Genomic DNA, 21,016 nt, shown 5'->3' with positions numbered 1-21,016 from the left:
CTCACTGGCAAGGCCGCCGGGGAACACGCGCGCCACAGGCGCCGTGTTCTCGGCGCAGCGGGGCACTGCGGCGCCTAAAATCGTGGCACAGGCGCGGCACCAGACCGCCGCCACCCCACCAGGAGACAACGCATGCGCATTCTCATTGCCGAAGACGACCAGGTGCTGGCCGATGGCCTGCTGCGCACCCTGCGCGCCTCGGGAGCCGTGGTGGACCACGTGGCCAGCGGCACCGAGGCCGATGCAGCGCTCCTGACCAACAACGAATTCGACCTGCTCATCCTGGACTTGGGCCTGCCCAAGATGCACGGGCTGGAGGTGCTCAAAAAGCTGCGCGGCCGAGGCTCGGCCCTGCCCGTGCTCATCCTCACCGCTGCCGACAGCGTGGAAGAGCGTGTGAAGGGCCTGGACTTTGGCGCCGACGACTACATGGCCAAGCCCTTCAGCTTGCAGGAGCTCGAAGCCCGCGTGCGCGCCCTCACGCGGCGGGGAATGGGCGGCACCAGCAGCGCCATCAAACACGGTCCGCTGGTGTACGACCAGGCCGGCCGAGTGGCCACCATCGACGGCAAGATGATCGAGCTGTCGGCGCGCGAGCTGGGCCTCTTGGAGGTGCTGCTGCAGCGCGCGGGCCGCCTGGTGAGCAAGGAGCAACTGGTGGAGCGCCTGTGCGAGTGGGGCGAAGAAGTCAGCAACAACGCTATCGAGGTCTACATCCACCGCCTGCGCAAGAAGATCGAGGGTGGCCCCATCCGCATCGCCACCGTGCGCGGCCTCGGTTACTGCCTTGAGAAGATTCCAGGATAGTAAAAATGATAGCTGCTTGCGCTTGATGGATAAGCGCTAGAGGCCAATTTCATTCAAAACCACCACGGCAAGCGCCTTGAAAATATTCCAGCGAGAGCAGCGATCCCTGTTCGGCGAAATCCTCGACTGGATGCTCACGCCGCTGCTGCTGCTGTGGCCCGTCAGCCTGGCGCTGACCTGGCTGGTGGCGCAGGGCCTGGCCAACAAGCCGTTTGACCGGGCGCTCGAATACAACGCCCACGCCCTCGCCCAGCTGGTGGGCGTGGCGGGCAACAAGGTGCAGTTCAACCTGCCCCAGCCTGCCAGCGAGATCCTGCGAGCCGATGAGTCCGACATCGTCTACTACCAGGTGCTGGGCCCCGGCGGGGAGTTCCTCTCCGGCGAGCGCGAGCTGCCCGAGCCGCCCGCCGACGAGGTGCCCATGTCCGGCGAGGTGCGCCTGCGCGACGGCGAAATGCGCGGCATTGAGATCCGCGTCGCCTACATCTGGGTGCGCCTGCCCTTGCCAGATACCCCCGTGGCGCTGGTGCAGGTGGCAGAAACGCGCGAAAAGCGCAGCGTGCTGGCCACCGAAATCATCAAGGGCGTGATGCTCCCGCAGTTCGTGATCCTGCCGCTGGCCGTGTTGCTGGTGTGGCTGGCGCTGGCGCGGGGCATCCAGCCGCTCAACCAGCTGGAGCAGCGCATCCGCGCGCGCAACCCCGACGACCTCTCCCCGCTGGACGACCGCACGGTGCCGCTCGAAGTGGCGCCCCTCGTTGCCTCGGTGAACGACCTGCTGCAGCGCCTGAACGACTCGCTGGCCACGCAAAAGCGCTTTTTGGCCGACGCGGCGCACCAGCTCAAGACGCCCCTGGCAGGCCTGCGCATGCAAGCCGACCTGGCCCAGCGCGAGGGCACCAGCACCGAGGAACTCAAGCGCTCGCTGCAGCAGATTGGCCGCTCCAGCATCCGCGCCACACACACCGTCAACCAGCTGCTGGCGCTGGCGCGCGCCGAGGGCAGCGGCGTGGGTTTTGCGCGCCAGCCCTGCGACCTGGCCCGGCTCACCATCGAGGTGGTGCGCGACTCGGTGCCCCGCGCCCTGGAAAGGCACATCGACCTGGGCTACGACGGTGCAGAGCCGGGCTCGTCCGGCGTGATGCTCGACGGCAACCCCACGCTGCTCAAGGAACTGGTGCGCAACCTGGTGGACAACGCCCTCAACTACACCCCTTCCACGCCCGACAAGCCCGGCGTGGTCACCGCCCGGGTGCTGGCCGACACGTTTGGCCATGTGCTGCTGCTGCAGGTCGAAGACTCGGGCCCTGGCGTGCCTGAAGCCGAACGCGAACTGGTGTTCCAGCCGTTCTACCGTGCGTTGGGCAGCGAGGCCGACGGCTCCGGTCTGGGCCTGCCCATCGTGCTGGAGATTGCGCGCAAGCACGAGGCGGAGGTCACGCTGGAGGACGCACGCCCGGGCCAGCAGCCGCCGGGCGCGCGCTTCAGCGTGCGTTTTGCCGCGCGCGATGAGGTGGCGGGCGGCTGAACAGCAACGCCCGAATACGGGCACGCCACAGGGGCGATGCACTACACCCCACCGCCCCGCACTGGGCTGCGGCATCATGCGACCTCTTTGACCCGAAGCCGCCACCATGACCCCATCACCCCGCCGTTTTGCCAACACCCATCCCGGCGTCGTCATTGGCAATTTCCCCTGGTACGAGATGGTGTGGCGCTCGCTGCGCGGCGATTTCAAACCCCGCTCGGACCCCGCCGGGGGTTATGAAGCCTTTGCCCGGCAGTGGAGCGCGCCCGTGGACCACGCGCGCCTGGCGCAGCGCCCGCAGGCACCGGTCATCACCTGGCTGGGCCATGTGTCCATCCTGCTGCAGGTGGCGGGCCTGAACGTGCTCATGGACCCGACACTGTGCGGCTTTGCCGGGCCACTCGGCCGCTTTGGCGCACCACGCCGCGTACCGGCACCGCTGACCCCCGAGCAGTTGCCGCCCATCGACGTGGTGCTGATCTCGCACAACCACTACGACCACCTGTGCTACGGCACCTTGCGCCGCCTGCGCGACGCGGGCCAATCGCCGCGTTTTGTGGTGCCTCTGGGCCTGGGAGGTTGGTTCGCCCAACGCGGCATGGGTCCCGTGACCGAGCTGAACTGGTGGGAACACACCGACATCGCCCCGGGTGTGCGGGTGCACTTCACGCCCGCCCAGCACTGGAGCCGCCGTACCCCGTGGGATACCAACGCCTCGCTGTGGGGCGGCTACGCGCTGGAATGGGCGCGCCCGGACGCTGGGGACCCCTGGCGTTTTCTGTTTCCGGGCGATACGGGCTACAGCGACGACTTCAAGGCCATCCGCCAGCGCCTGGGGGCAGTCGATTTCCTGGCCCTGCCCATCGGCGCCTACTTGCCGCGCGATTTCATGAAACCCATGCACGTGAACCCCGAGGACGCCGTGCAGCTGATGCTGGATGTGGACGCCAAGCAGGCCATGGGCGTGCACTGGGGCACGTTCATGCTGACGCAGGAGGCGTTTGACCACCCGCCGCGCGACGTGGCCGCAGCGCTGGCGCAGCGCGGCCTGGCGCAGGACCGGGTCTGGCTCATGCGCCACGGCGAGACGCGCGCCGTCCCGATGTGACAACCGGCGGCGCAAGCGATGGCCCCGCCATCGCAGCTGCTGCCGTTACGCGCAGTTGCGCAGCGTCTTGCCCGCCATGGCGCTGCGCAGCGCGTCGAACTGCGGGCGCAGTGCGTCGGTCACGGCGGGCAGGCGCAGCGTGAAGCCGGGGGACTCGGGCCGCTCCTGGATCACGCGGGCCGTGCGCACGCCCTTGTTGCCCAGGTTGGCCAGTTCGCGCTCTGCGGCCTCTTTGGACGAAAAACGGCCGAGCGAGAGGCCGTACTCCAGTGTGCCGCCTGCCCGGTCGTGGTCCACCTTGCGGGCCCGCAGTTCGGCGCGTTTGCGGTCCAGCGTTTCCAGGTCTTCAAAGCGGCCCATGTAGACCATCCAGCGGCCCGGGATGGGCGTGGGCTCCAGCAGCCAGCTGCCCGGTGGCAGGTTGGCGGCGGCGGTACGCAGGGCGTCGGCCTGGCGCTCGTCAAATACACCGGCCTGCAGGCATTCGGCGGCATCGGCAGGGGGTGGGGAGGAAGCGGCGGAAGACGCCACGTCGGCCGATGCGGTGGCCGTGCCGGGGGTGGAGGGAGCGGGTGGGGGGGAGGACGAAGAAGAAGAGGAGGAGGAAGAGGAAGATGTTTTACTGGGGTTCACACGCAGGATCTGCAGCGTCTCGGGCCGGATCTGCTGGTTCATGCGCTGCGGCTCTGCCTGTTCCTCGGGGGCAAAGCCCCAGTCCTTGAGCAGCCCTTGCGACCACGCGTAGTAGCCCGCGTTGGCCAGCAGCAGTGCGATCACGGCAAGACGTAGCATGGAGCGCGGCCTTTCAGGAACATCGAGATCAACAAAGGGAGCTTCTTCACACCGGAGGCACCGCAGTGGGCCGCACGCTGATTTCGGAACTCGTGATGGCTTGCATGCCGCCCGCAGTGTGCACCAGCAGCGCACCATCGTCCCCCACGCCGTGCGCCGTGCCGGTGTGGCCGTCGCTCAGCGTCACGGCCCGGCCCTGCAGCACATCGCGGGCTGTAAAGCGGGGCTGCATGGGGCCAAACCCGTAGCCTTCAAACGAGCGCAGCATGGCCACCAGTGGCGGCACGATGCGCAGCAGCGCGGTGGGGGCGTCCAAGCCGGGCTCTACGTCCTGCAAGCTGCCGGGCGGCATGCTCATGCCCTCGGCGCTGCGCGGCAGCACGTTGATGCCGATGCCCACCACCACATACCGTGCGGTGCTGGCACTGGCCGTTGCAGCAGAAGCCGCCTGGGGCGCCACAAAACTAGCAGTCTCCACCAGGATGCCGCCCAGCTTGCGGTCACCCGCCGCGCCGCCCAGCCAGAGGTCGTTGGGCCACTTGAGCCCCACACGCGCGGGCTGGTCGGCGCCCAGAGCGGGCAGCACGGGCTGCAGGCTTTCAGCCACGCTCACCCCCACAGCGAGCGAGAGACCCGACCAATCCTGCGGCGCCAGCGGCAGCCCCAGCGACATCATGAGGGAAGCCCCCACATCGCTTTGCCACACCCGCCCCAGCCGCCCGCGCCCGGCGGTCTGCTGCTCGGCCACCAGCAGCGTGGGCTCGCACTGGCCGTTGCGCGCGCGGCGCATCAGCTCGGTGTTGGTGGAGTCGATGGTGGGCAGCACCTCGACGGTAAAGCCCGGTAACAGCGGTGACACCGCTTCCCAGATGGCCTCGGCGGGCCAGCGGATGGGGGAGGCGGCGCTCACTGGCTTCGGCCCCGTGGCTTGGTGGTTGAAGGCGCGTTGGGGGCTTTGGCTTTTTTGGCGGAAGACTTGGTTGGAGAGGGTTTGGATGGTGGCAACGGCACCGGTGGTGCCCAGCCGCGCTTGGGCGCCAGCAGCGTGCCCCGGCAGTTCTTGCTGCCGCACCAGCAGGGGTATTCGGCCTTGAGCTTCTTGGTGTAGCGCTCTTCGATGATCAGGCCGTAGTCGTAGTTCAGCTCTTCGCCCGCCTTGATATTGCGCAGCGCGGTGATAAAAATGCGGCCTTCCCGCTCATCGGCGTAGCAGTTGGGGTTGCAGCTGTGGTTGATCCAGCGCGACGAATTGCCGCCGAACTTTGCGTCGATCACGTGGTCTTCATCCACATGAAAGTAGAACGTGTGGTTGGGTTGCAGGGGGTCGTGTGGGTGCCGGTCCTGCGCTTCCTGCCAGCCAATCACTTCGCCCGTGTACTCCACAAGGACTTCGCCTTCCGCAATATCCTGCACGGCAAACACGCCCTTGCCATGGACGCCAGAGCGCCGGGTCTGGATGCGGCGGCCCGGTGCAAGGGTGGGGGCGGCAGGCGATGCGGAGCGGGGCATGGCAAAAACTCTGTTAACTTGATAGTGCACACATGTGTGCGTGCGCGTGTATGCGTGTGCATGCGCGTGAGACCCGAATTGTAGAAGCGCCCGGAACCCGGGCAACCAGAATGACTGGCGAGAGCCCCAAAATGACCAAGACCCTGGTAATTGCAGAAAAACCCTCTGTCGCGCAAGACATCGTGCGCGCATTGACCCCCGTGGCCGGCAAGTTCGACAAGCACGAAGACCACTTCGAGAACGACCGCTATGTAGTCACCAGCGCCGTGGGCCACCTGGTAGAAATCCAGGCGCCCGAAGAGTTTGACGTGAAGCGTGGCAAGTGGAGCTTTGCGCACCTGCCCGTGATCCCGCCGTACTTCGACCTGAAGCCCGTGGACAAGACCAAGACGCGCCTGAACGCCGTGGTCAAGCAAGCCAAGCGCAAGGACGTGACGCAACTCATCAACGCCTGTGACGCGGGCCGCGAGGGTGAGTTGATCTTCCGCCTGATCGAGCAATACGCTGGCGGCGCCAAGCCCCTGGGCAAGCCTGTGAAGCGCCTGTGGCTGCAGTCCATGACGCCCCAGGCCATCCGGGACGGCTTTGACGCCCTGCGCACCGAGCAGCAGATGGCGGGCCTGGCCAGTGCAGCCCGCAGCCGCTCTGAAGCCGACTGGCTGGTGGGCATCAACGGCACGCGCGCCATGACGGCGTTCAACTCGCGCGACGGCGGGTTCTTCCTGACCACCGTGGGCCGGGTGCAGACGCCCACCCTGTCGCTGGTGGTGGAGCGCGAAGAAAAGATCCGCAAGTTCATCAGCCGCGACTATTGGGAAATCCACGCCACCTTCGGTGCGCAGGCCGGTGAATACCCCGCCAAGTGGTTCGACCCCAAGTGGAAGAAGGGCGAGGATGTGGAAGCCCGCGCCGACCGCGTGTGGTCTGCCGCCGAAGCCACGGCCATTGCCAACGCCGTGCGCGGCAAGCAGGCCACCGTCACCGAAGAGAGCAAGCCCACCACGCAAGCCTCGCCCCTGCTGTTCGACCTGACCAGCCTGCAGCGTGAGGCCAACGGCAAGTTCGGCTTCTCGGCCAAGACCACGCTGGCGCTGGCGCAGAGCCTGTACGAGCGCCACAAGGCCCTGACCTACCCACGTACCGACTCGCGCGCGCTGCCCGAAGACTATCTGCCCGTGGCCAAGCAGACCTTCGAGATGCTGGCCGACAGCGGCATGCGCCACCTGGCGCCGCACGCGCTCACCGCGCTGAACAACAACTACGTGCGCCCGTCCAAGCGCATCTTTGACAACAGCAAGGTGAGCGATCACTTTGCCATCATCCCCACGCTGCAGGCGCCCAGCGGGCTGAGCGAGGCCGAACAAAAGCTGTACGACCTGGTCGTGCGCCGCTTCATGGCGGTGTTCTTCCCCAGCGCTGAATACACGGTGACCACGCGCATCAGCACCGTGGCCCCGCACAGCTTCAAGACCGAAGGCAAGGTGCTGGTCAAGCCGGGCTGGCTGGCCATCTACGGCAAGGAAGCGGCCGACGAGGTCGAAGGCGGCAGGGACGGCGACAAGGGCCAGAACCTGGTGCCCGTGAAGCCCGGTGAAATGGTCAACACCCTGCAGGTGGACCCCAAGGGCCTCAAGACCAAACCGCCCGCACGTTATTCCGAAGCCACGCTGCTGGGCGCCATGGAAAGCGCGGGCAAGCAGATCGACGACGACGAACTGCGCGAAGCCATGCAGGAAAAAGGCCTGGGCACGCCAGCCACGCGCGCGGCCATCATTGAAGGTCTGCTGACTGAAAAGTACATGCTGCGCGAAGGCCGCGAGATCATCCCCACGGCCAAGGCGTTTCAACTGATGACGCTGCTGCGCGGGCTGGAGGTCGAAGAACTCTGCCGCGCCGACCTGACCGGCGAGTGGGAGTTCAAGCTCTCGCAAATGGAAAAGGGCCTGCTCAGCCGCGAATCCTTCATGGCCGAGATCGCCGCCATGACCGAGCGCATGGTCAAGAAGGCCAAGGAATACGACCGCGACACCATCCCCGGCGACTACGCCACGCTCGAATCGCCGTGCCCCAACTGCGGCGGCGTGGTCAAAGAGAACTACCGCCGCTTTGCCTGCGTGGGCAAGCCCGGCTCGGAAGGCTGCGGCTTCAGCTTTGGCAAGTCGCCCGCAGGCCGCACGTTTGAAACCGCAGAGGCCAACGCCCTGCTGCGCGACAAGAAGATCGGCCCGCTGGAAGGCTTCCGCTCCAAGGCGGGCTGGCCCTTCACGTCCGAGATCGTCATCAAGTACGACGACGAAGCGCACAACTACAAGCTCGAATTCGACTTTGGCGACGACAAGAAGGGCGAAGAATCTGGCGAGATCGTCGAGTTTGAAGACGCGTCGCTGGGTGCCTGCCCCATCTGCGGATCGGAAGTGCACGAGCACGGCAGCAACTACGTGTGCAGCAAGGCCGTGCCCACCGCTGCGCAGCCCACACCGAGTTGCACCTTCAAAAGCGGCAAGATCATCCTGCAACAGCCTGTGGAGCGCGAGCAGATGACCAAGCTGCTGGACACCGGCAAGACCGACCTGCTCGACAAGTTCGTGAGCATGCGCACGCGCCGCGCCTTCAAGGCCCACCTGGCGTGGGACAAGGAGGCGGGGAAGGTCAACTTTGAGTTTGCGCCGAGCAAGTTCCCGCCCCGTAAACTTGCTGCGGCAGGCGCTGCTGCTAAAACGATAGCTGCCAAGGCAGGAAAGACAAGCGCTGCAGCCAAAAAATCCGCCAAACCTGCCGCAGCCAAGAAGGCCCCGGCCACCAAGACCGCTGCCACCAAGGCACCGCGCAAGGCCGCCGCTGGCAAGGCCCCCAGTGCCGCGCTGGCTGCCGTGATCGGCAACGAACCCGTGGCGCGCCCCGAGGCCGTGAAGAAGATGTGGGAATACATCAAGGCCCACAACCTGCAAGACCCCAAGGACAAGCGCACCATCGTCGCCGACGACAAGCTGCGCGCCGTGTTCGGCAAGGACAGCGCGGGCATGTTCGAGCTGGCGGGCATTCTGGGCAACCACCTGGGCGGCGAATGATGCAGCCGCTCCACACGGAACACGCAGCATCGCCCGCACGGTTCGCACAAGGCTTCTGGCGCACCGCGCTGGTGGCCTTGGCGGTTGTCGGTGTGCTGGGTGGTTGCAGCAGTACCGCAGGCTCCGCGCGCTCCGGCGACCCTGCCAGCCAGCAGCAGCCTCAGGGTGCCAGCGGCGTTACCGTGTTTGGCGACATCGATGTCGGCGTAACGAAAGAGCGCACGCGCTGACGGTGCTTGTGCTGCTGTCGGGTGAAGACTGCCATCATCCGGCACAGCGCTGCGCAGATGATGGCGCTTGAGCCCCAGGGGAAAGAACGATGGGCGAACCCGCACTGTCCTTGCAGATTGCCACCACGGTCCACCACCGCATCCACACCGTCACCGTACGTATGGATTCGGTGGGCTGGGTGGTCTCGGGCACCAAGCACCTGGTCACGCCCGGCGGCGGCCACCGCTACCCCCGCGGTCGGGTGTTTGTGCTGCCGCGTGGCGCGCAGTGGGAGGTGGTGAACGACCCGGCGCCCCAGGGCCGCTATGTGGCGCGGCTCCTGTGTTTTGCGCCCGAGCTGGTGGAGCAGTTCCACCGCCAGTTCGGCCAGTTTGCAGCCGTCCCGCCGGTGCAGGGCTGCGCAGGCCTGGCGGCCGACGCCGCCTTTGAAGACAGTTTCACGCGCGCCGTGGCCGCGCTGGAGAGCGATGCCAGTTCGCAGGCACTGCGCGAACACCGAGCGCTCGAAGTGCTGCTGATGCTGGCCGAGGCGGGCATCGTCTTCGCCCCGCCGGGCGAGCTGGGCTGGGCTGACCGCGTGCGCCGCCTGGTCGGCCCCAGCCCGCAGGCCGACTGGACGGTGGAGCGCATCGCCGCCGCGTTTGCCACCAGCGCGAGCACCCTGCAGCGCCGCCTGGCGCAAGAGGGCGAGACCGTGAGCCAGTGCCTGCGCGATGTGCGGCTGGAGACGGCGCTGGTGCTGCTGCAAAGCTCCACGCTGCAGGTGTCCGAGATTGCGGCCCGCTGCGGCTATGAATCGCACAGCCGCTTCAGCGCGGCCTTCCGCGAACGTTTCGGCTTTCCGCCTTCGCAGCTGCGGCCCTGATGGCTGCGGCTGACGCGCAGCGCACAGCCATTGACGCCGCCGGGCCAATGCGAAGGCGCGGCGCGCAGCACCATCAAGCCCTTGTCTCACACCGCTACTGCAAGGAGCTTTTCAGATGACCCACCCACTTTCACGCCCCCTTCGCGTTGGCGCCGCCATCGCAGCATTCGCTACCATCGGCTTGGCCCCTGCCGCCCACGCCCAGGCCTTCGCGCTCACCAGCCCCGACTTTGCCGAAGGCAGCACACTGCCCCAGCGCTTCGAGTTCAAGGGCTTTGGCTGTGCGGGCGACAACCAATCACCCGCCCTGCGCTGGAGCGGTGCACCCGCAGGCACCCAAAGCTTCGCCGTCACCGCCTACGACCCCGATGCCCCCACAGGCTCGGGCTGGTGGCACTGGTCGGTGGTCAACATCCCCACCAGCACCACCGAGCTTCGGCCCGACGCGGGTGCTGCCGGCGGCGCCAAGCTGCCCGCAGGCGCCAGCCATGTGCGCATCGACTACGGCGTGGCCGCCTGGGGTGGGGCCTGCCCGCCCGAAGGCGATGCGCCGCACCGCTACATCTTCACCGTGCACGCGCTCAAGGTGCCGCGCCTGGACCTGCCTGCCGACGCTACCGCCGCGCTGGCCGGCTACATGATCAACGCCAACAGCCTGGGCAAGGCCACGCTCACGGCGCGCTACGGGCGCCCTGCGGCCAAAGGCAAGCAGCCGTGATACCGCGTGGTCGGGTGGGCGTCGTGATGTTTTAAGCTTGGTGGTCACCCACCACACCACAGACCCACCCCATGCGCAGCACCCGCGAACGCACCCTCTGGTCCATCCTGGCCGCACTGCTGCTGGCTGCCGCAACCGCCGCATGGTGGACGGCCGACCAGTGGCTGCCCCACGCCGGGCCATGGACCGAGCAGGCCTGGAAGAAGATCACCCGCCCCGGCCCCGACACCTTGCCGCCCGGCAAGCAGCAGCCTGCCGCACAGGCCCGCTCTGCGAACAGTGGAGCGTCTGAGCCCGTGGCCCTGCAGCCGCGCAAGTGCGTGAAGGACGGCCGCACGACCTACACCGACCAGCCCTGCCCCAAGGGCACGCAGGAGCTGCCGGTGGATGGCGCTGTGACATCGCTGCCGCGCGCGCAGTAAGTTCATGAAGATGGCGTGCAGCGGCTCGTCCGCCGGTGCGAGGCATGTCGTTTTTTTCCTAGCCCGCCAGGGGGCTGCGCGGATTCAATCGGTGCATTGATTCACTACCCAAGGCCTCTCTCTTTCTCTTTCGAGGGCCAGATGCACCGATGCAAAACCACACCCGCCTGCGCGCATTTTTTCTTCTGCTGGCCCTTCTGGGTCTGGCCGTCCCTTGGTACTTCAACACCGTGTATTTTTTGGCGGGTGGCAGCGTGATGCCCGACGTTTTCTGGCGCGATGCCTTTGCCAATGCATTGACCACCGGCATCACCTGCGACGTGTACCTGGCCGCCGTGGCGTTCTCCGCCTGGGTGGCGGCAGACCGCAGCCTGGGCGCGTGGCGCTGGGCTTACATCGCGGCCTGCTTTGGCATTGGCCTCGCGTTTGTGATGCCGCTGTACCTGGCTCAGCGCTTGCGCGTGGGCTCCAAGGGTGGGGCAGGTTGATTCGGTAGGGTCTGTGCCCCAATCTGCAAGGGCCAGTGTGCGGTCAGCGGGCTGCGCGTGCCCTGCACCAGGGCCTGCAGCGGGTGGCCCGCCAGCCTGCGCACATCGCGCGCCATGTGCGACTGGTCGTAGTAGCCCTGGTCGGCCGCCAGGTCCACCACCGTGCCGCCGGGCGTGGCGAGGGCGTTGCCCAGCGTGCTGTTCAGCCGCGCAATCACCTGAAACTGCTTGGGCGCCATGCCCCAGTGCGCCACAAAGCGTCGTTCAAACTGCCGCTGGCTCAGGCCCATGTGCTGATCCGCGCCTGGGGCATCGTCGTGGGCCGCCTGCAAGAGGGCCAGGGCTTGCAGTCGCCGTGCTTCACACGGTGACGGCGGTGCGACCAGCTGCCGGACGAACTGGCACAGCACCGCGATCCGCGCGGCATCATCCCGCGCAGCATGCACGCCGTGCTCCACCTCGGTCCACCCAGGGCCCACCAGTTCTGCCAGCGGCCGCAGCGTGTTCACCAAACCGCGTGCGCTGGCAAACAGCGCCGCCGCGGCTTCAGGCTGCAGCACCAGCCCCACGGCCCGCACCGGCCCACCGTGTTCGTACACCGTGGCCGTGGTGCTGGCGCTGATCCAGGCCGCTGGCGGCACCAGTGCGCCCCGGCAATGCACCTGCCCGGCCAGCCGCACCACCAGCATGCTCGACACCATCGCCGGAAAATGCGACTGCGCCAGCTCCGCCGGGGCGTCGACCACCACCCCCGCCATCAGCCAGGGCTGCAAATCAGAGGGCACGGGCACAAAACGCTGCATGCCTGGATTCTGCACACGGTCGCACCCCATGCATTCCTCCAGCCACCCGTGCGACATGCGCCTGCCGCACCGCCCGACTATCCTTGTTGCTTCAACACCCCCACCCACCACATTCCCCGCCCGCACCATGCAGCAAGAGCAAGCCCCCACCCGATCCCTCCCCCTCGCAGGCGCCACCAACTTTCGGGACCTGGGCGGCTACACCGGCCAGGGCGGGCGGCCCGTGAAGTGGCGGCGCATCTTTCGCTCGGACCACCTCGCCGCCCTGACCCCCGAGGACCAGGCCCTGCTGGCCCAACTGGGCGTGGCCCGCGCAGTGGACTTTCGCGGCAAGGCCGAAAGCGCTGCCTATGCCTACGCGCTGCCCGGCATCGCCTACCACCCGCTCGCCATCGAGCCCACCGTGGTGCAGCGCGCGCTCGACCTGCAACGCACCGGCCGCCAGCTCACCGCGCAAGACGCCGTGGGGCTCATGCAAGACACCTACCGCGGCTTTGTGCACGACAACGCCCCGCGCTTTGCCGAACTGTTCAAGCTGCTGCTGGCCAGCGACACCCCCACCGTCTTCCACTGCACCGCTGGCAAAGACCGCACCGGCTTTGCCGCCGCCCTCATCCTGCTCACCCTGGGCGTGCCGCGCGACGTGGTCATGCACGACTACCTGCTCACCAACACCCTCTACCGCCGCCCCGAAGGCATGGGCAGCCACGCGCCCGAGGAAGTGCTGGCCGTGCTGTGGCGCGTGCAAGAAGAATTTCTGGACGCCGCCCTGCACAAGGTAGACACCGAGTTTGGCGGCCTGCAGCCGTATCTGGTGGACGTGCTGGGCGTGGACGCCGCCGCGCAGACAGAGCTGGCGGGGCGCTATCTGCAGGCGGCGGTGTAGCCAATTCGCATCAAGACCTCGAAGAATCGCGCGGCACCCTGTACGTGGGTTTGTGCCGTGCAAATTCCGTTTGCTATCAAAGCAGAAGCTGCCAATGCAATACAGCAAGGCGATAGAGCCATGTTGGCTGATTCTTTTTGCCGTACTCTCGCCCCGCACAGCCCGCCGTACCTACCAACTTTCGCAGGTTGTGCCGCGCTCCCTCACCCCCTACAGTCAAGTAACAAATGCACACAAGGGCGGGAACAGGGAGGAGAGGCTGACAGCAAAGGCGACAGACAGGGTTGCTACTAGCACCGGGCGCATACCTTCGGGATGAAGGCATGCAGCCTGGTGAGAAACGCCTTGCTGAGCAGCCCGAACACAGGGTCGAAGGCAACGACGACCTGCTCAGGGACCGCAGCTGCTACTGCGGTCCCGTGGGGCCCCGGCAGGTGCAGGCCGATAAAAAAATCGGGTTGCACCTGCCGGGGCCTGTTGAGCGAATGCTGCAGCGCTCAATTGCTCATAAATCAATAGCTGCTGGCGCTTGACTACCAAGCGCTAGAGGCCTATTTGATCAAAATTCTCAACGAAATGAAGGCGGCGCAGGGCCAGCAAGCCCCTAGTGCGGTGTTGCACGCTATCCGGCACTTAAAACCGCGTCTTTTCGGCCAGGGTTGCGTTGCAAATCCGCGCGATACCTACGGGTATCGCTGTGGTTTGCGCCTTGCCCTGACCAAAAATCCATCGGTTTTCAATGTGCCGTCAAGCGTGCAACACCACACTAGCGCCCGCCACACTCACCCCGCACTGGGCTGCATCCGTCCCCCAGTCGCGCCCTGGCGCCGCACCCGCCAGTACAGCCAGCCCATGATCGACAGGTTCAGCAGGTTCCACCCCATGCCGTTGATGAACGCCGCCTGGTAGCTGCCCGTCACGTCAAAAATCCAGCCCGACATCCAGCCCCCCAGCGCCATGCCGATCAGCGTGGCCATGATCACCGCGCCCACCCGGGCGCCCGCCTCTTGCGGCGCGAAATACTCGCGGATGATGATGGCGTACGCAGGCACGATGCCGCCCTGGAACAGCCCGAACATCGCCGAGATCACATACAGCGGCACCAGCCCGTCAAACGGCAAAAACAGCATCAGCCCCACCCCCTGCAACGCCGACCCCAGCAGCAGCGTGCGCACGCCGCCAATGCGGTCGCAGATCACGCCCGACACCAGGCGGCTGACAATGCCGCACGCCAGCATCAGCGACAGCATCTCGGCCCCCCGCGCCGCGCCAAAACCCAGGTCGGTGCAATAGGCCACGATGTGCACCTGCGGCATCGCCATGGCCACACAGCACGCCACGCCCGCCACGCACAGCAGCAACTGCGCGTGTACCGGGCGCAAGCCAAACGGGCGGCTGCGGTCCAGTGCCAAGGGAACCAAAGGTGCGGACGCAGTCGCTGGTGAAGCAGCAGCACCCAGTGCAGCACCCCCTGCCGAAGGTGACGACGACGCAGGCACCACGGCCGCAGCATCCATTAGCACCATCGGCGCCCGCTGGCGCATGCGCAGCGCCAGCAGCAGCATGCCCGCGCCACACACCAGCCCCATCAGCACATAGGTATGGCGCCAGCCAATGGCTTCGATGCCGTGCTGCACGATGGGCGGCCACAGCGCACCGGCAATGTAGTTGCCGCTGGCGCAAATAGCCACCGCAATGCCCCGCCGCTTGTTCCACCACAGCGCCGTGTCGGCCATCAACGGCGCAAACGTGGCCGAGCTGCCCACCAGCCCCATCAACCCATGCGCCAGCCCAAAGATCCAGATGCTGCCCGACAGCCCCGCCCACACAAAGCCGCCACATACCGCCACCGCCCCCACGCACAGCACCGGCATCAGCCCATGCCGGTCGGCCATCCGCCCCGTCCACAGCCCGCCCAGCCCCAGGCACACCATCATCAGCGTGTAGGGCAGGGATGCATCCGCGCGGCCCACGCCGAACTCGGCCTGCACGGCCGGCAGCACCACCGACACCACATACATGCTGCTGTTGCCCAGCACCACGAGGCCTAGGGTGGTCAGCAGTCGCCAGGCGGCTTGGGGTGAATCGATGAGGGATGCCGGGGCGGCGATGTGTGCAGAAGCAGGGGTGGTAGGCATGCGGTGCAATTTAACCCTGATCTGCGCATGACGCCGCTCCGTCAACGCATCCACATGGCCAATGATCCCGATCATCTTCCCGCTGGTATTCAGTGTCCATCGCGGTCAGCGCCATCTCCAGCGTGTTGTCATCCAGCGATCCAAAACCCAAGTCTCACAGCGCCACACCCACGGGGCTGAGGGAGTCTGCCCCGACACCTCCTCCATGGATACCAATTCGGCGGTGACCAGCGCTTGCAATAAATGCCTAGACCCCAGGTACCTTGGGCTAGACAAGGTGCACCTGGGGCCCTGAAAGTGCCTGGGCAGGCACCCCGCTCAAATCTTGATGAACTGCGTGCTCGACAACGCGCCAAACGGCAGCTCCGACAAACGCCCGCCCACCGCCAGCGTGCCCAGGTCCACCGGAAAGTAGCCGATGGCGTCCAGCACCTTGCGCACTTCGGCCTTGGCTGCGGCATCGTCGCCTGCGTAGAACATGGCGCGCTGGCCGCCAGACACTTGGGGCTGGGCCAGCACGTTCACATCCAGGTGGTTGAACGCCTTGACCACGCGGGCGCCGGGCACGAATTCGCTGAACACTTCGCTGGACGAGCGCCCGCCCAGGTCGATGGCCTTGATGCCGTAGGCCGCCAGCGGGTTGGTGGGGTCTTGGGCGTCGGGCGAGTTGGGGTCCAGAAATGCCACGGGGTTGGTGCCGTCGATGACGATGCGGCCGTTCCAGGCGGGCAGGGGGCCCAGGGCCTGGCCCAGGTCTTCCCAGCGCACGGCGATGAGCACGATGTCTGCGGCTGCGGCCTCTGCCACGGTGCCCGCCTTGATGGTGGGGCCCAGTTCGGCCACCAGCGGGGCCAAAGATTCCGGACCGCGCCGGGTGGAGAGGGTGGCCGACAGGCCCTTGTTGGCCAATGCGCGGGCCACGTTGGAGCCGAGAGCGCCAGAACCGATGATGCCGATGTTCATGATGTTTTCCTTGTTGAAATGAAGTGGGTTGAAGTGAGGTGGAAGGGGTGAGGTGAGAAAGCGTGATGGAAGGGCTAGACGACTACCCGAGCCGCCCGGCCTGGCGCAGTTGCGTGGCAATGCGCCGGATTTCTGTGGCGCCCTGTGCCAGTGCGGCCGGGCTGGTGTGCACCGAGTAGCGGCCCATGACAAGGTCGTGCGGGTGTGGCACGGCAGAGCCCAGCACAAAGCTGGTGGCCTGGGGGGCCACAAAGTCGATGCCCTGGCTGCTGGGCTCAAACGCCACCAGCTCGCCAGCGTCAATGGCTTCGCCTGCCGTCAGCGCGCCGGTGGCCACTGCTGCCCATGCCACGGTGTGGCCGGGGGGCGGGGTGTAGGTCCAGCGCTCACCCTGGGCCAACTGCACGGCCAGATAGGTCATGCCCTCGGGCGCCGCCACCGGGCTGTGCGCTGCGCCGTACTCGCCCAGCAGCACACGCACCGGGCCGACCTGGGGCACCAGCCCGGGGGCGAGGTACTGGCTCTGGGCGGGGGCGTTTTCCAGCGCGGCGGGCAGGGCCACCCACAGCTGAAAGCCCCGGCCCGGTGTGTCGCCCACGGGGGCGCCGGTGTGCCATACGCCGTTGCCCGCCCGCATCCATTCCACACCGCCCGCAGGCAGCAGGCCCGCTTGGCCGGTGCTGTCTTCGTAGCGCACATCGCCTTCTGACAAGAACGTGACGGTGGCGATGCCCGAGTGCGGGTGCATGCCAAAGCCCTGCTGCGCGGCGCCGGGCTGAAAGTGGACCAGGTCCAAAAAGATGAAGGGCTTGAGCACCTGGCCCAGGTCCCCGGGGCTCATGAGACGGGTGATGGGGCCGTGCGCGGTGCCACGGGTGCGGTGGGCGATGGCGCGGGGGGCTGTGGCGGGTGCAGACATCAAGAGAACCTTGGAGGTGTTGAACTGATGCCTGTAGCTTAAAAATTCATCGATTGATTGACTAGATGGTGCAATATGATTGAACTCGTCCATTAATTGAATGAATGAGCACGACCATGCTGGATCTGAACGACGTGGCCATCTTTGTGCAGGTGGTGCGCTGTGGCAGCTTTGCCGAGGCTGCGCGCCGCCTGGGCGTGCCGCCCAACACCCTGAGCCGCCGGGTGCAGCAGCTGGAAGCGCAGCTGGGCACCCGGCTGATGCAGCGCTCTACCCGCCATCTCACGCTTACCAGCGCGGGCCAGGTGTTTCTGGAGCGCTGCAGTGGCGCGGTAGAGGGGCTGATGGATGCGGGCGAGGAGTTGCTGGCGGTGAACCGGGAGCCCAGTGGCCTGGTGCGGGTGGCGGCACCGGCCGATTTTTTTGATTTCTTTGCGATGGAGTGGCTGACCGAGTTTCTGGCAGCCCACCCCAAGGTGCGGGTGGACTTTGTACTGAGCGACGGGCGCGCCGACCTGATTACAGACCGGATTGATGTGGCCCTTCGGGGCGGCATCCTGGAGGACTCAAGCCTCTTTGCCCGCAAGGTGCTGGATGCGGGCAACGACGGCCTGGTGGCCAGCCCGGCCTACGTGGCCCGCCAGGGCGTGCCGGACACGCTGCAAGACCTGGCAGGCCACGACTGCCTGGTGTTCAGCCACCCCAGCGGCAAGGCCACCTGGCGCGTGACAGGACCGGATGGAGCGCAGGCCGAGGTGCAGGTGGCGGGCCGTTTCAGTGGCAACACGGCGCAGGCCTTGCGCAAGGCCGCGCTGGCGGGCCTGGGCATTGCACTGCTGCCCTCCACGCTAACCCAGCGCGATCTGCGCGCTGGCCTGCTGGTGCCCGTGCTCCCGCAGTACCACCGGCAGGGCCACGGCGTGCACATGGTGTACCCCAGCCGGCGCTACCTGCCCTTGGCGGTGTCTGCCTTCATGGACCTGGTGATCGGCAAGATGGGCGCGATGCAGGAACTGCCGCCGCAGACTTGCGGCTGATGCAGGAACTGCCGCCGCAGACTTTCGGCTGATGCAGCATGAATCCGCTCATGCTCCTGCCCGCTATGCTCCCCCACCAACGCAACACGACACACGGTGACCGCCATGCACGACATCATCTGCCCCCACTGCAACAAGGCCTTCAAGGTGGACGAGACCGGCTACGCCGACATCCTCAAGCAGGTGCGCGACGCAGATTTCCATGCGCAGTTGCACGAGCGGCTGGAGCTGGCCGAGCAGGACAAGCGCAATGCGGTGGCGCTGGCGCAGGCCCAGGTGGCCAATGAGCTGCAGAAGGCGGCAGCCGCCAAGGATGCACAGATCCAAGCTCTGAAGGCGCAGTTGGATGCAGGCGCGGTGGAGCGCGACCTGGCGGTGGCGCACGCCCTGAGCGCGGTAGAAAAGCAGCGCGATGCGCTGGCCAATGAACTGGAGCGTGCGCGGCAGGCGCAGCAGGCAGCGGACCAGTTGGCACAAGCCCGGCTGGCGCAGGAGCTGCAAGGTGTGGCTGCCCAAAAGGACGCGGAGATTCAGCAGCTGAAATCGCAGCTGGAAGCAGGCGAGGTAGTGCGCAGGCTGGCGGTGACCGAGGCAGTCACGGTAGTGGCGCGGGAGCGCGATGAACTCAAGAACGACCTGAACCTGGTGGTGGTGAAAAAGCAGCTGGAGGAGGCCGCCATTAAGGAGCAGTTCGCCCTGCAGCTGCGCGACCGTGACGGCGAGATTGCGCGGCTGCGGGACATGAAGGCACGCCTGTCGACCAAGATGGTGGGCGAGACGCTGGAGCAGCACTGCGAGACGGAGTTCAACCGCATCCGCGCCACGGCATTCCCCCGTGCGTATTTCGAGAAGGACAACGACGCACGCAGCGGCAGCAAGGGCGACTACATCTTTCGCGATGCGGACGAGGCGGGCAACGAGATCGTTTCGATCATGTTTGAGATGAAGAACGAGAGCGACGAGACCGCCACCAAGAAGCGCAACGAAGATTTCTTGAAAGAGCTGGACAAGGACCGCAATGAAAAGGGCTGCGAGTACGCGGTGCTGGTGTCGCTGCTGGAGCCCGAAAGCGAGCTGTACAACACCGGCATCGTGGACATGTTCTACCGCTATCCCAAGATGTACGTGGTGCGGCCGCAGTTCTTCATCCCCATCATCACGCTGCTGCGCAACGCTGCGATGAAGTCGCTGCAGTACAAGTCGGAGCTGGCGCTGGTGAAGGCGCAGAACCTGGACATCACCAAGTTCGAATCGCAGCTGGAGGAGTTCAAGGGCGCGTTTGGGCGCAACTGGCGCCTGGCGTCAGACGGGTTTGAGGAGGCCGTGCGGCGCATTGACGAGGCCATCAAGGACCTGGAGAAGACCAAGGAGGCGCTGCACAAGTCGGCCAACAATTTGCGCCTGGCCAACGACAAGGCAGAAGACCTCACGATCAAGAAGCTGACCCGCGGCAACCCGACGATGGCGGCCAAGTTTGCAGAGCTCAAGCAGGTGGGGCTTTTGGACGGGGAGTGATGCAAGAGCATCGTGGCGCCAAACCTTGACCTCTGAGGTAATCGCCAAGCGGAGCGCCTTTTTCTACAGTGGTCCTCGCGGGTCGGTTGCCAGCGTAAAGCGGCATTGAAGACGCGCGCTGCGTCTGTGCATGCACACCGAAACCGCAGCCAACCAACTCACTGAGAGACCAGAAAGGAGCCCCAGTTATGTCTGCCTATGCCGTTGGCCTGTTGAGCAATCTGCAATTCGGCCCCGATATCGTCACCTACCTGCAGCGCATCGACGCGACCCTCACGCCTTATGGCGGGGCCTTCCTCGTGCATGGCACCCGGGCAGAGGTCAAGGAAGGCGTGTTCGATGGGGACTGCATCATCATCAGCTTCCCGGCCATGGAGCAGGCGCGTGCCTGGTACGAATCGCCAGCCTATGCCGAGCTGATTCCACTGCGTGCGCAGCACGCGCAATCCACGGTGTTTCTGCTGGATGGGGTGGCGGAACCGAACTACCGCGCAGAGTCCTTGCTGGCCAAGCTGGGAGTCAAGGCCTGAATGCTCCTCCGGGCACAGACACGGGCCCGGGGCTACACCGTCACCGACGCCCCCGTCGCATAAAACTGCCCACCCGCCACGTAATGCAGCGTGCGCAGCGCATCGGGCGCGGTGTCGAACTCCCAGTGCCCGTGGTGGAACACGCGCTCGTCCGCCCAGGCGGCCACCACCTCGCCGATGAACAGGTCGTAGGTCTGCTGGTTGTGGGGCTCGGGGATGACGCGGCATAGCAGCCAGGCGGCGCAGCCCTGTACCAGCGGGGTGGCATGGCCAGGGGCGTGGAACAGCTCCACGCCGTGCTGCTGCAGTTTGTGGGCGTGGGTCTTGGCGCTGTCGGTGCCAAGGGCTACGGTCATCGCCGCCATGGGCAGGGTGGGCAACTGCAATGCGAACTCGCCGCTGGCTTCCACCAGCTCGCGCGTGCGTGTCGCTTTGTCGAGCACCACCGTCACCTTGGGCGGTGCAAAGTCCAGTGCACAGGCCCACGATGCAGCCATCACGTTGTGCTGGCCCGCATGCTCTGCCGACACCAGCACCGTGGGGCCGTGGTTGAGCAGGCGGTAGGCTTTGTCGAGGGGGACGGGGGCGATGTGGGGGCTCAGGGGCGAATGTTGTGGTCCGGGGTTGCTCATGATTTCATAGCTGGTGGCGCATTTTGGATAAGCGGTAGATGGCATTTTGATCTGAAA

General features: G+C 66.2%; 21 protein-coding genes. 13 read left to right on the top strand and 8 right to left on the bottom strand.

The features are described from left to right. The first annotated feature begins 132 nt into the window (after positions 1–132). The 3 genes from C8C94_RS17190 (at position 133) to C8C94_RS17180 (ending at position 3,443) form a co-directional block, all read left to right on the top strand. Positions 133–807, top strand: coding sequence for a response regulator transcription factor (locus C8C94_RS17190; protein ID WP_055394601.1), 675 nt, complete (start codon positions 133–135; stop codon positions 805–807). Between the two features lie 76 nt (positions 808–883). Then, positions 884–2,335: a sensor histidine kinase gene (locus tag C8C94_RS17185; RefSeq protein WP_121421566.1), complete on the top strand. Its 1,452-nt coding sequence runs from the start codon at positions 884–886 to the stop codon at positions 2,333–2,335. A 106-nt stretch (positions 2,336–2,441) separates the two neighbouring features. Beyond that, positions 2,442–3,443, top strand: coding sequence for an MBL fold metallo-hydrolase (locus C8C94_RS17180; protein WP_121421565.1), 1,002 nt, complete (start codon positions 2,442–2,444; stop codon positions 3,441–3,443). Between the two features lie 45 nt (positions 3,444–3,488). On the opposite strand, the gene C8C94_RS17175 is transcribed toward C8C94_RS17180, so the two are convergent. From C8C94_RS17175 to C8C94_RS17165, 3 genes are read right to left on the bottom strand one after another with little or no spacing between them, the layout of a single operon-like run. Continuing rightward, positions 3,489–4,235, bottom strand: coding sequence for an SPOR domain-containing protein (locus tag C8C94_RS17175; protein WP_121421564.1), 747 nt, complete (start codon positions 4,233–4,235; stop codon positions 3,489–3,491). Between the two features lie 46 nt (positions 4,236–4,281). After that, positions 4,282–5,145 carry a biotin--[acetyl-CoA-carboxylase] ligase gene (locus tag C8C94_RS17170; RefSeq protein ID WP_121421563.1) on the bottom strand — a complete coding sequence of 288 codons (864 nt, stop codon included), beginning with the start codon at positions 5,143–5,145 and terminating at the stop codon, positions 4,282–4,284. Next, positions 5,142–5,744: an SET domain-containing protein gene (locus C8C94_RS17165; RefSeq protein WP_121421562.1), complete on the bottom strand. Its 603-nt coding sequence runs from the start codon at positions 5,742–5,744 to the stop codon at positions 5,142–5,144. The genes C8C94_RS17170 and C8C94_RS17165 overlap by 4 nt, the downstream gene beginning before the upstream one ends. A gap of 131 nt (positions 5,745–5,875) precedes the next feature. Between C8C94_RS17165 and C8C94_RS17160 the strand changes: the two genes are divergently transcribed. From C8C94_RS17160 to C8C94_RS17135, 6 genes are all read left to right on the top strand, one after another. Further along, positions 5,876–8,812 carry a DNA topoisomerase III gene (locus C8C94_RS17160; RefSeq protein WP_121422934.1) on the top strand — a complete coding sequence of 979 codons (2,937 nt, stop codon included), beginning with the start codon at positions 5,876–5,878 and terminating at the stop codon, positions 8,810–8,812. Then, on the top strand, positions 8,812–9,042 hold the full coding sequence (locus C8C94_RS17155) for a hypothetical protein (RefSeq protein ID WP_233573500.1): 231 nt from the start codon (positions 8,812–8,814) through the stop codon (positions 9,040–9,042). The genes C8C94_RS17160 and C8C94_RS17155 overlap by 1 nt, the downstream gene beginning before the upstream one ends. 89 nt (positions 9,043–9,131) lie before the next feature. Beyond that, a complete protein-coding gene (locus C8C94_RS17150) occupies positions 9,132–9,908 on the top strand; it encodes a helix-turn-helix transcriptional regulator (protein ID WP_121421560.1) in 777 nt (258 codons plus the stop codon). 115 nt (positions 9,909–10,023) lie between these two features. Beyond that, on the top strand, positions 10,024–10,626 hold the full coding sequence (locus tag C8C94_RS17145; RefSeq protein WP_233573499.1) for a YbhB/YbcL family Raf kinase inhibitor-like protein: 603 nt from the start codon (positions 10,024–10,026) through the stop codon (positions 10,624–10,626). A gap of 71 nt (positions 10,627–10,697) precedes the next feature. Then, positions 10,698–11,048, top strand: a complete 351-nt coding sequence (locus tag C8C94_RS17140; RefSeq protein WP_121421559.1) for a DUF4124 domain-containing protein — start codon at positions 10,698–10,700, stop codon at positions 11,046–11,048. 149 nt (positions 11,049–11,197) lie between these two features. Next, positions 11,198–11,536, top strand: a complete 339-nt coding sequence (locus tag C8C94_RS17135; RefSeq protein WP_121421558.1) for a DUF2834 domain-containing protein — start codon at positions 11,198–11,200, stop codon at positions 11,534–11,536. On the opposite strand, the gene C8C94_RS17130 is transcribed toward C8C94_RS17135, so the two are convergent. Further along, the gene (locus C8C94_RS17130; protein WP_233573498.1) at positions 11,497–12,339 is read right to left on the bottom strand and encodes a helix-turn-helix domain-containing protein; all 843 of its coding nucleotides are present in this window, start codon (positions 12,337–12,339) and stop codon (positions 11,497–11,499) included. The two genes, C8C94_RS17135 and C8C94_RS17130, sit on opposite strands and share 40 nt — an antisense overlap. Before the next feature lie 127 nt (positions 12,340–12,466). Between C8C94_RS17130 and C8C94_RS17125 the strand changes: the two genes are divergently transcribed. Further along, entirely contained in the window at positions 12,467–13,225 is a 759-nt protein-coding gene (locus C8C94_RS17125; protein ID WP_121421556.1) for a tyrosine-protein phosphatase, read from the top strand. Between the two features lie 782 nt (positions 13,226–14,007). Here C8C94_RS17125 and C8C94_RS17120 read toward each other — a convergent pair. The 3 genes from C8C94_RS17120 to C8C94_RS17110 form a co-directional block, all read right to left on the bottom strand. After that, positions 14,008–15,363, bottom strand: coding sequence for an MFS transporter (locus tag C8C94_RS17120; protein ID WP_121421555.1), 1,356 nt, complete (start codon positions 15,361–15,363; stop codon positions 14,008–14,010). Between the two features lie 318 nt (positions 15,364–15,681). Further along, the gene (locus C8C94_RS17115) at positions 15,682–16,326 is read right to left on the bottom strand and encodes an NADPH-dependent F420 reductase (RefSeq protein WP_121421554.1); all 645 of its coding nucleotides are present in this window, start codon (positions 16,324–16,326) and stop codon (positions 15,682–15,684) included. An 82-nt stretch (positions 16,327–16,408) separates the two neighbouring features. Then, positions 16,409–17,245 carry a pirin family protein gene (locus tag C8C94_RS17110; RefSeq protein WP_121421553.1) on the bottom strand — a complete coding sequence of 279 codons (837 nt, stop codon included), beginning with the start codon at positions 17,243–17,245 and terminating at the stop codon, positions 16,409–16,411. 116 nt (positions 17,246–17,361) lie between these two features. Between C8C94_RS17110 and C8C94_RS17105 the strand changes: the two genes are divergently transcribed. The 3 genes from C8C94_RS17105 to C8C94_RS17095 all read left to right on the top strand — a co-directional run bounded on the left by C8C94_RS17105 (position 17,362) and on the right by C8C94_RS17095 (position 20,327). Continuing rightward, complete coding sequence (locus C8C94_RS17105; protein WP_121422932.1) at positions 17,362–18,282, top strand: LysR family transcriptional regulator; 921 nt, start codon at positions 17,362–17,364, stop codon at positions 18,280–18,282. Positions 18,283–18,387: 105 nt separating this feature from the next. Next, a complete protein-coding gene (locus C8C94_RS17100; protein WP_121422931.1) occupies positions 18,388–19,797 on the top strand; it encodes a DUF2130 domain-containing protein in 1,410 nt (469 codons plus the stop codon). A 188-nt stretch (positions 19,798–19,985) separates the two neighbouring features. Next, positions 19,986–20,327, top strand: coding sequence for a DUF1330 domain-containing protein (locus tag C8C94_RS17095; RefSeq protein ID WP_055400741.1), 342 nt, complete (start codon positions 19,986–19,988; stop codon positions 20,325–20,327). Positions 20,328–20,359: 32 nt separating this feature from the next. Here C8C94_RS17095 and C8C94_RS17090 read toward each other — a convergent pair whose 3' ends face one another. Beyond that, positions 20,360–20,959, bottom strand: coding sequence for a flavin reductase family protein (locus tag C8C94_RS17090; protein WP_121422930.1), 600 nt, complete (start codon positions 20,957–20,959; stop codon positions 20,360–20,362). Positions 20,960–21,016: the final 57 nt, after the last annotated feature.

It is taken from the genome of Acidovorax sp. 94, assembly GCF_003634645.1.
Taxonomy (GTDB): domain Bacteria; phylum Pseudomonadota; class Gammaproteobacteria; order Burkholderiales; family Burkholderiaceae_C; genus Acidovorax; species Acidovorax facilis.
This window is presented reverse-complemented; position numbering and strand designations above follow the sequence as displayed.

What these genes read in the sequence shown, in the direction of transcription:
- C8C94_RS17190 (WP_055394601.1), top strand. Translation starts at nt 133, where the DNA reads ATGCGCATTCTCATTGCCGAAGACGACCAGGTGCTGGCCGATGGCCTG.
- C8C94_RS17175 (WP_121421564.1), bottom strand. Translation starts at nt 4,235, where the DNA reads ATGCTACGTCTTGCCGTGATCGCACTGCTGCTGGCCAACGCGGGCTAC.
- C8C94_RS17125 (WP_121421556.1), top strand. Translation starts at nt 12,467, where the DNA reads ATGCAGCAAGAGCAAGCCCCCACCCGATCCCTCCCCCTCGCAGGCGCC.
- C8C94_RS17140 (WP_121421559.1), top strand. Translation starts at nt 10,698, where the DNA reads ATGCGCAGCACCCGCGAACGCACCCTCTGGTCCATCCTGGCCGCACTG.
- C8C94_RS17115 (WP_121421554.1), bottom strand. Translation starts at nt 16,326, where the DNA reads ATGAACATCGGCATCATCGGTTCTGGCGCTCTCGGCTCCAACGTGGCC.
- C8C94_RS17150 (WP_121421560.1), top strand. Translation starts at nt 9,132, where the DNA reads ATGGGCGAACCCGCACTGTCCTTGCAGATTGCCACCACGGTCCACCAC.
- C8C94_RS17100 (WP_121422931.1), top strand. Translation starts at nt 18,388, where the DNA reads ATGCACGACATCATCTGCCCCCACTGCAACAAGGCCTTCAAGGTGGAC.
- C8C94_RS17180 (WP_121421565.1), top strand. Translation starts at nt 2,442, where the DNA reads ATGACCCCATCACCCCGCCGTTTTGCCAACACCCATCCCGGCGTCGTC.
- C8C94_RS17145 (WP_233573499.1), top strand. Translation starts at nt 10,024, where the DNA reads ATGACCCACCCACTTTCACGCCCCCTTCGCGTTGGCGCCGCCATCGCA.
- C8C94_RS17165 (WP_121421562.1), bottom strand. Translation starts at nt 5,744, where the DNA reads ATGCCCCGCTCCGCATCGCCTGCCGCCCCCACCCTTGCACCGGGCCGC.
- C8C94_RS17155 (WP_233573500.1), top strand. Translation starts at nt 8,812, where the DNA reads ATGCAGCCGCTCCACACGGAACACGCAGCATCGCCCGCACGGTTCGCA.
- C8C94_RS17130 (WP_233573498.1), bottom strand. Translation starts at nt 12,339, where the DNA reads ATGCAGCGTTTTGTGCCCGTGCCCTCTGATTTGCAGCCCTGGCTGATG.
- C8C94_RS17110 (WP_121421553.1), bottom strand. Translation starts at nt 17,245, where the DNA reads ATGTCTGCACCCGCCACAGCCCCCCGCGCCATCGCCCACCGCACCCGT.
- C8C94_RS17120 (WP_121421555.1), bottom strand. Translation starts at nt 15,363, where the DNA reads ATGCCTACCACCCCTGCTTCTGCACACATCGCCGCCCCGGCATCCCTC.
- C8C94_RS17095 (WP_055400741.1), top strand. Translation starts at nt 19,986, where the DNA reads ATGTCTGCCTATGCCGTTGGCCTGTTGAGCAATCTGCAATTCGGCCCC.
- C8C94_RS17135 (WP_121421558.1), top strand. Translation starts at nt 11,198, where the DNA reads ATGCAAAACCACACCCGCCTGCGCGCATTTTTTCTTCTGCTGGCCCTT.
- C8C94_RS17105 (WP_121422932.1), top strand. Translation starts at nt 17,362, where the DNA reads ATGCTGGATCTGAACGACGTGGCCATCTTTGTGCAGGTGGTGCGCTGT.
- C8C94_RS17160 (WP_121422934.1), top strand. Translation starts at nt 5,876, where the DNA reads ATGACCAAGACCCTGGTAATTGCAGAAAAACCCTCTGTCGCGCAAGAC.
- C8C94_RS17090 (WP_121422930.1), bottom strand. Translation starts at nt 20,959, where the DNA reads ATGAGCAACCCCGGACCACAACATTCGCCCCTGAGCCCCCACATCGCC.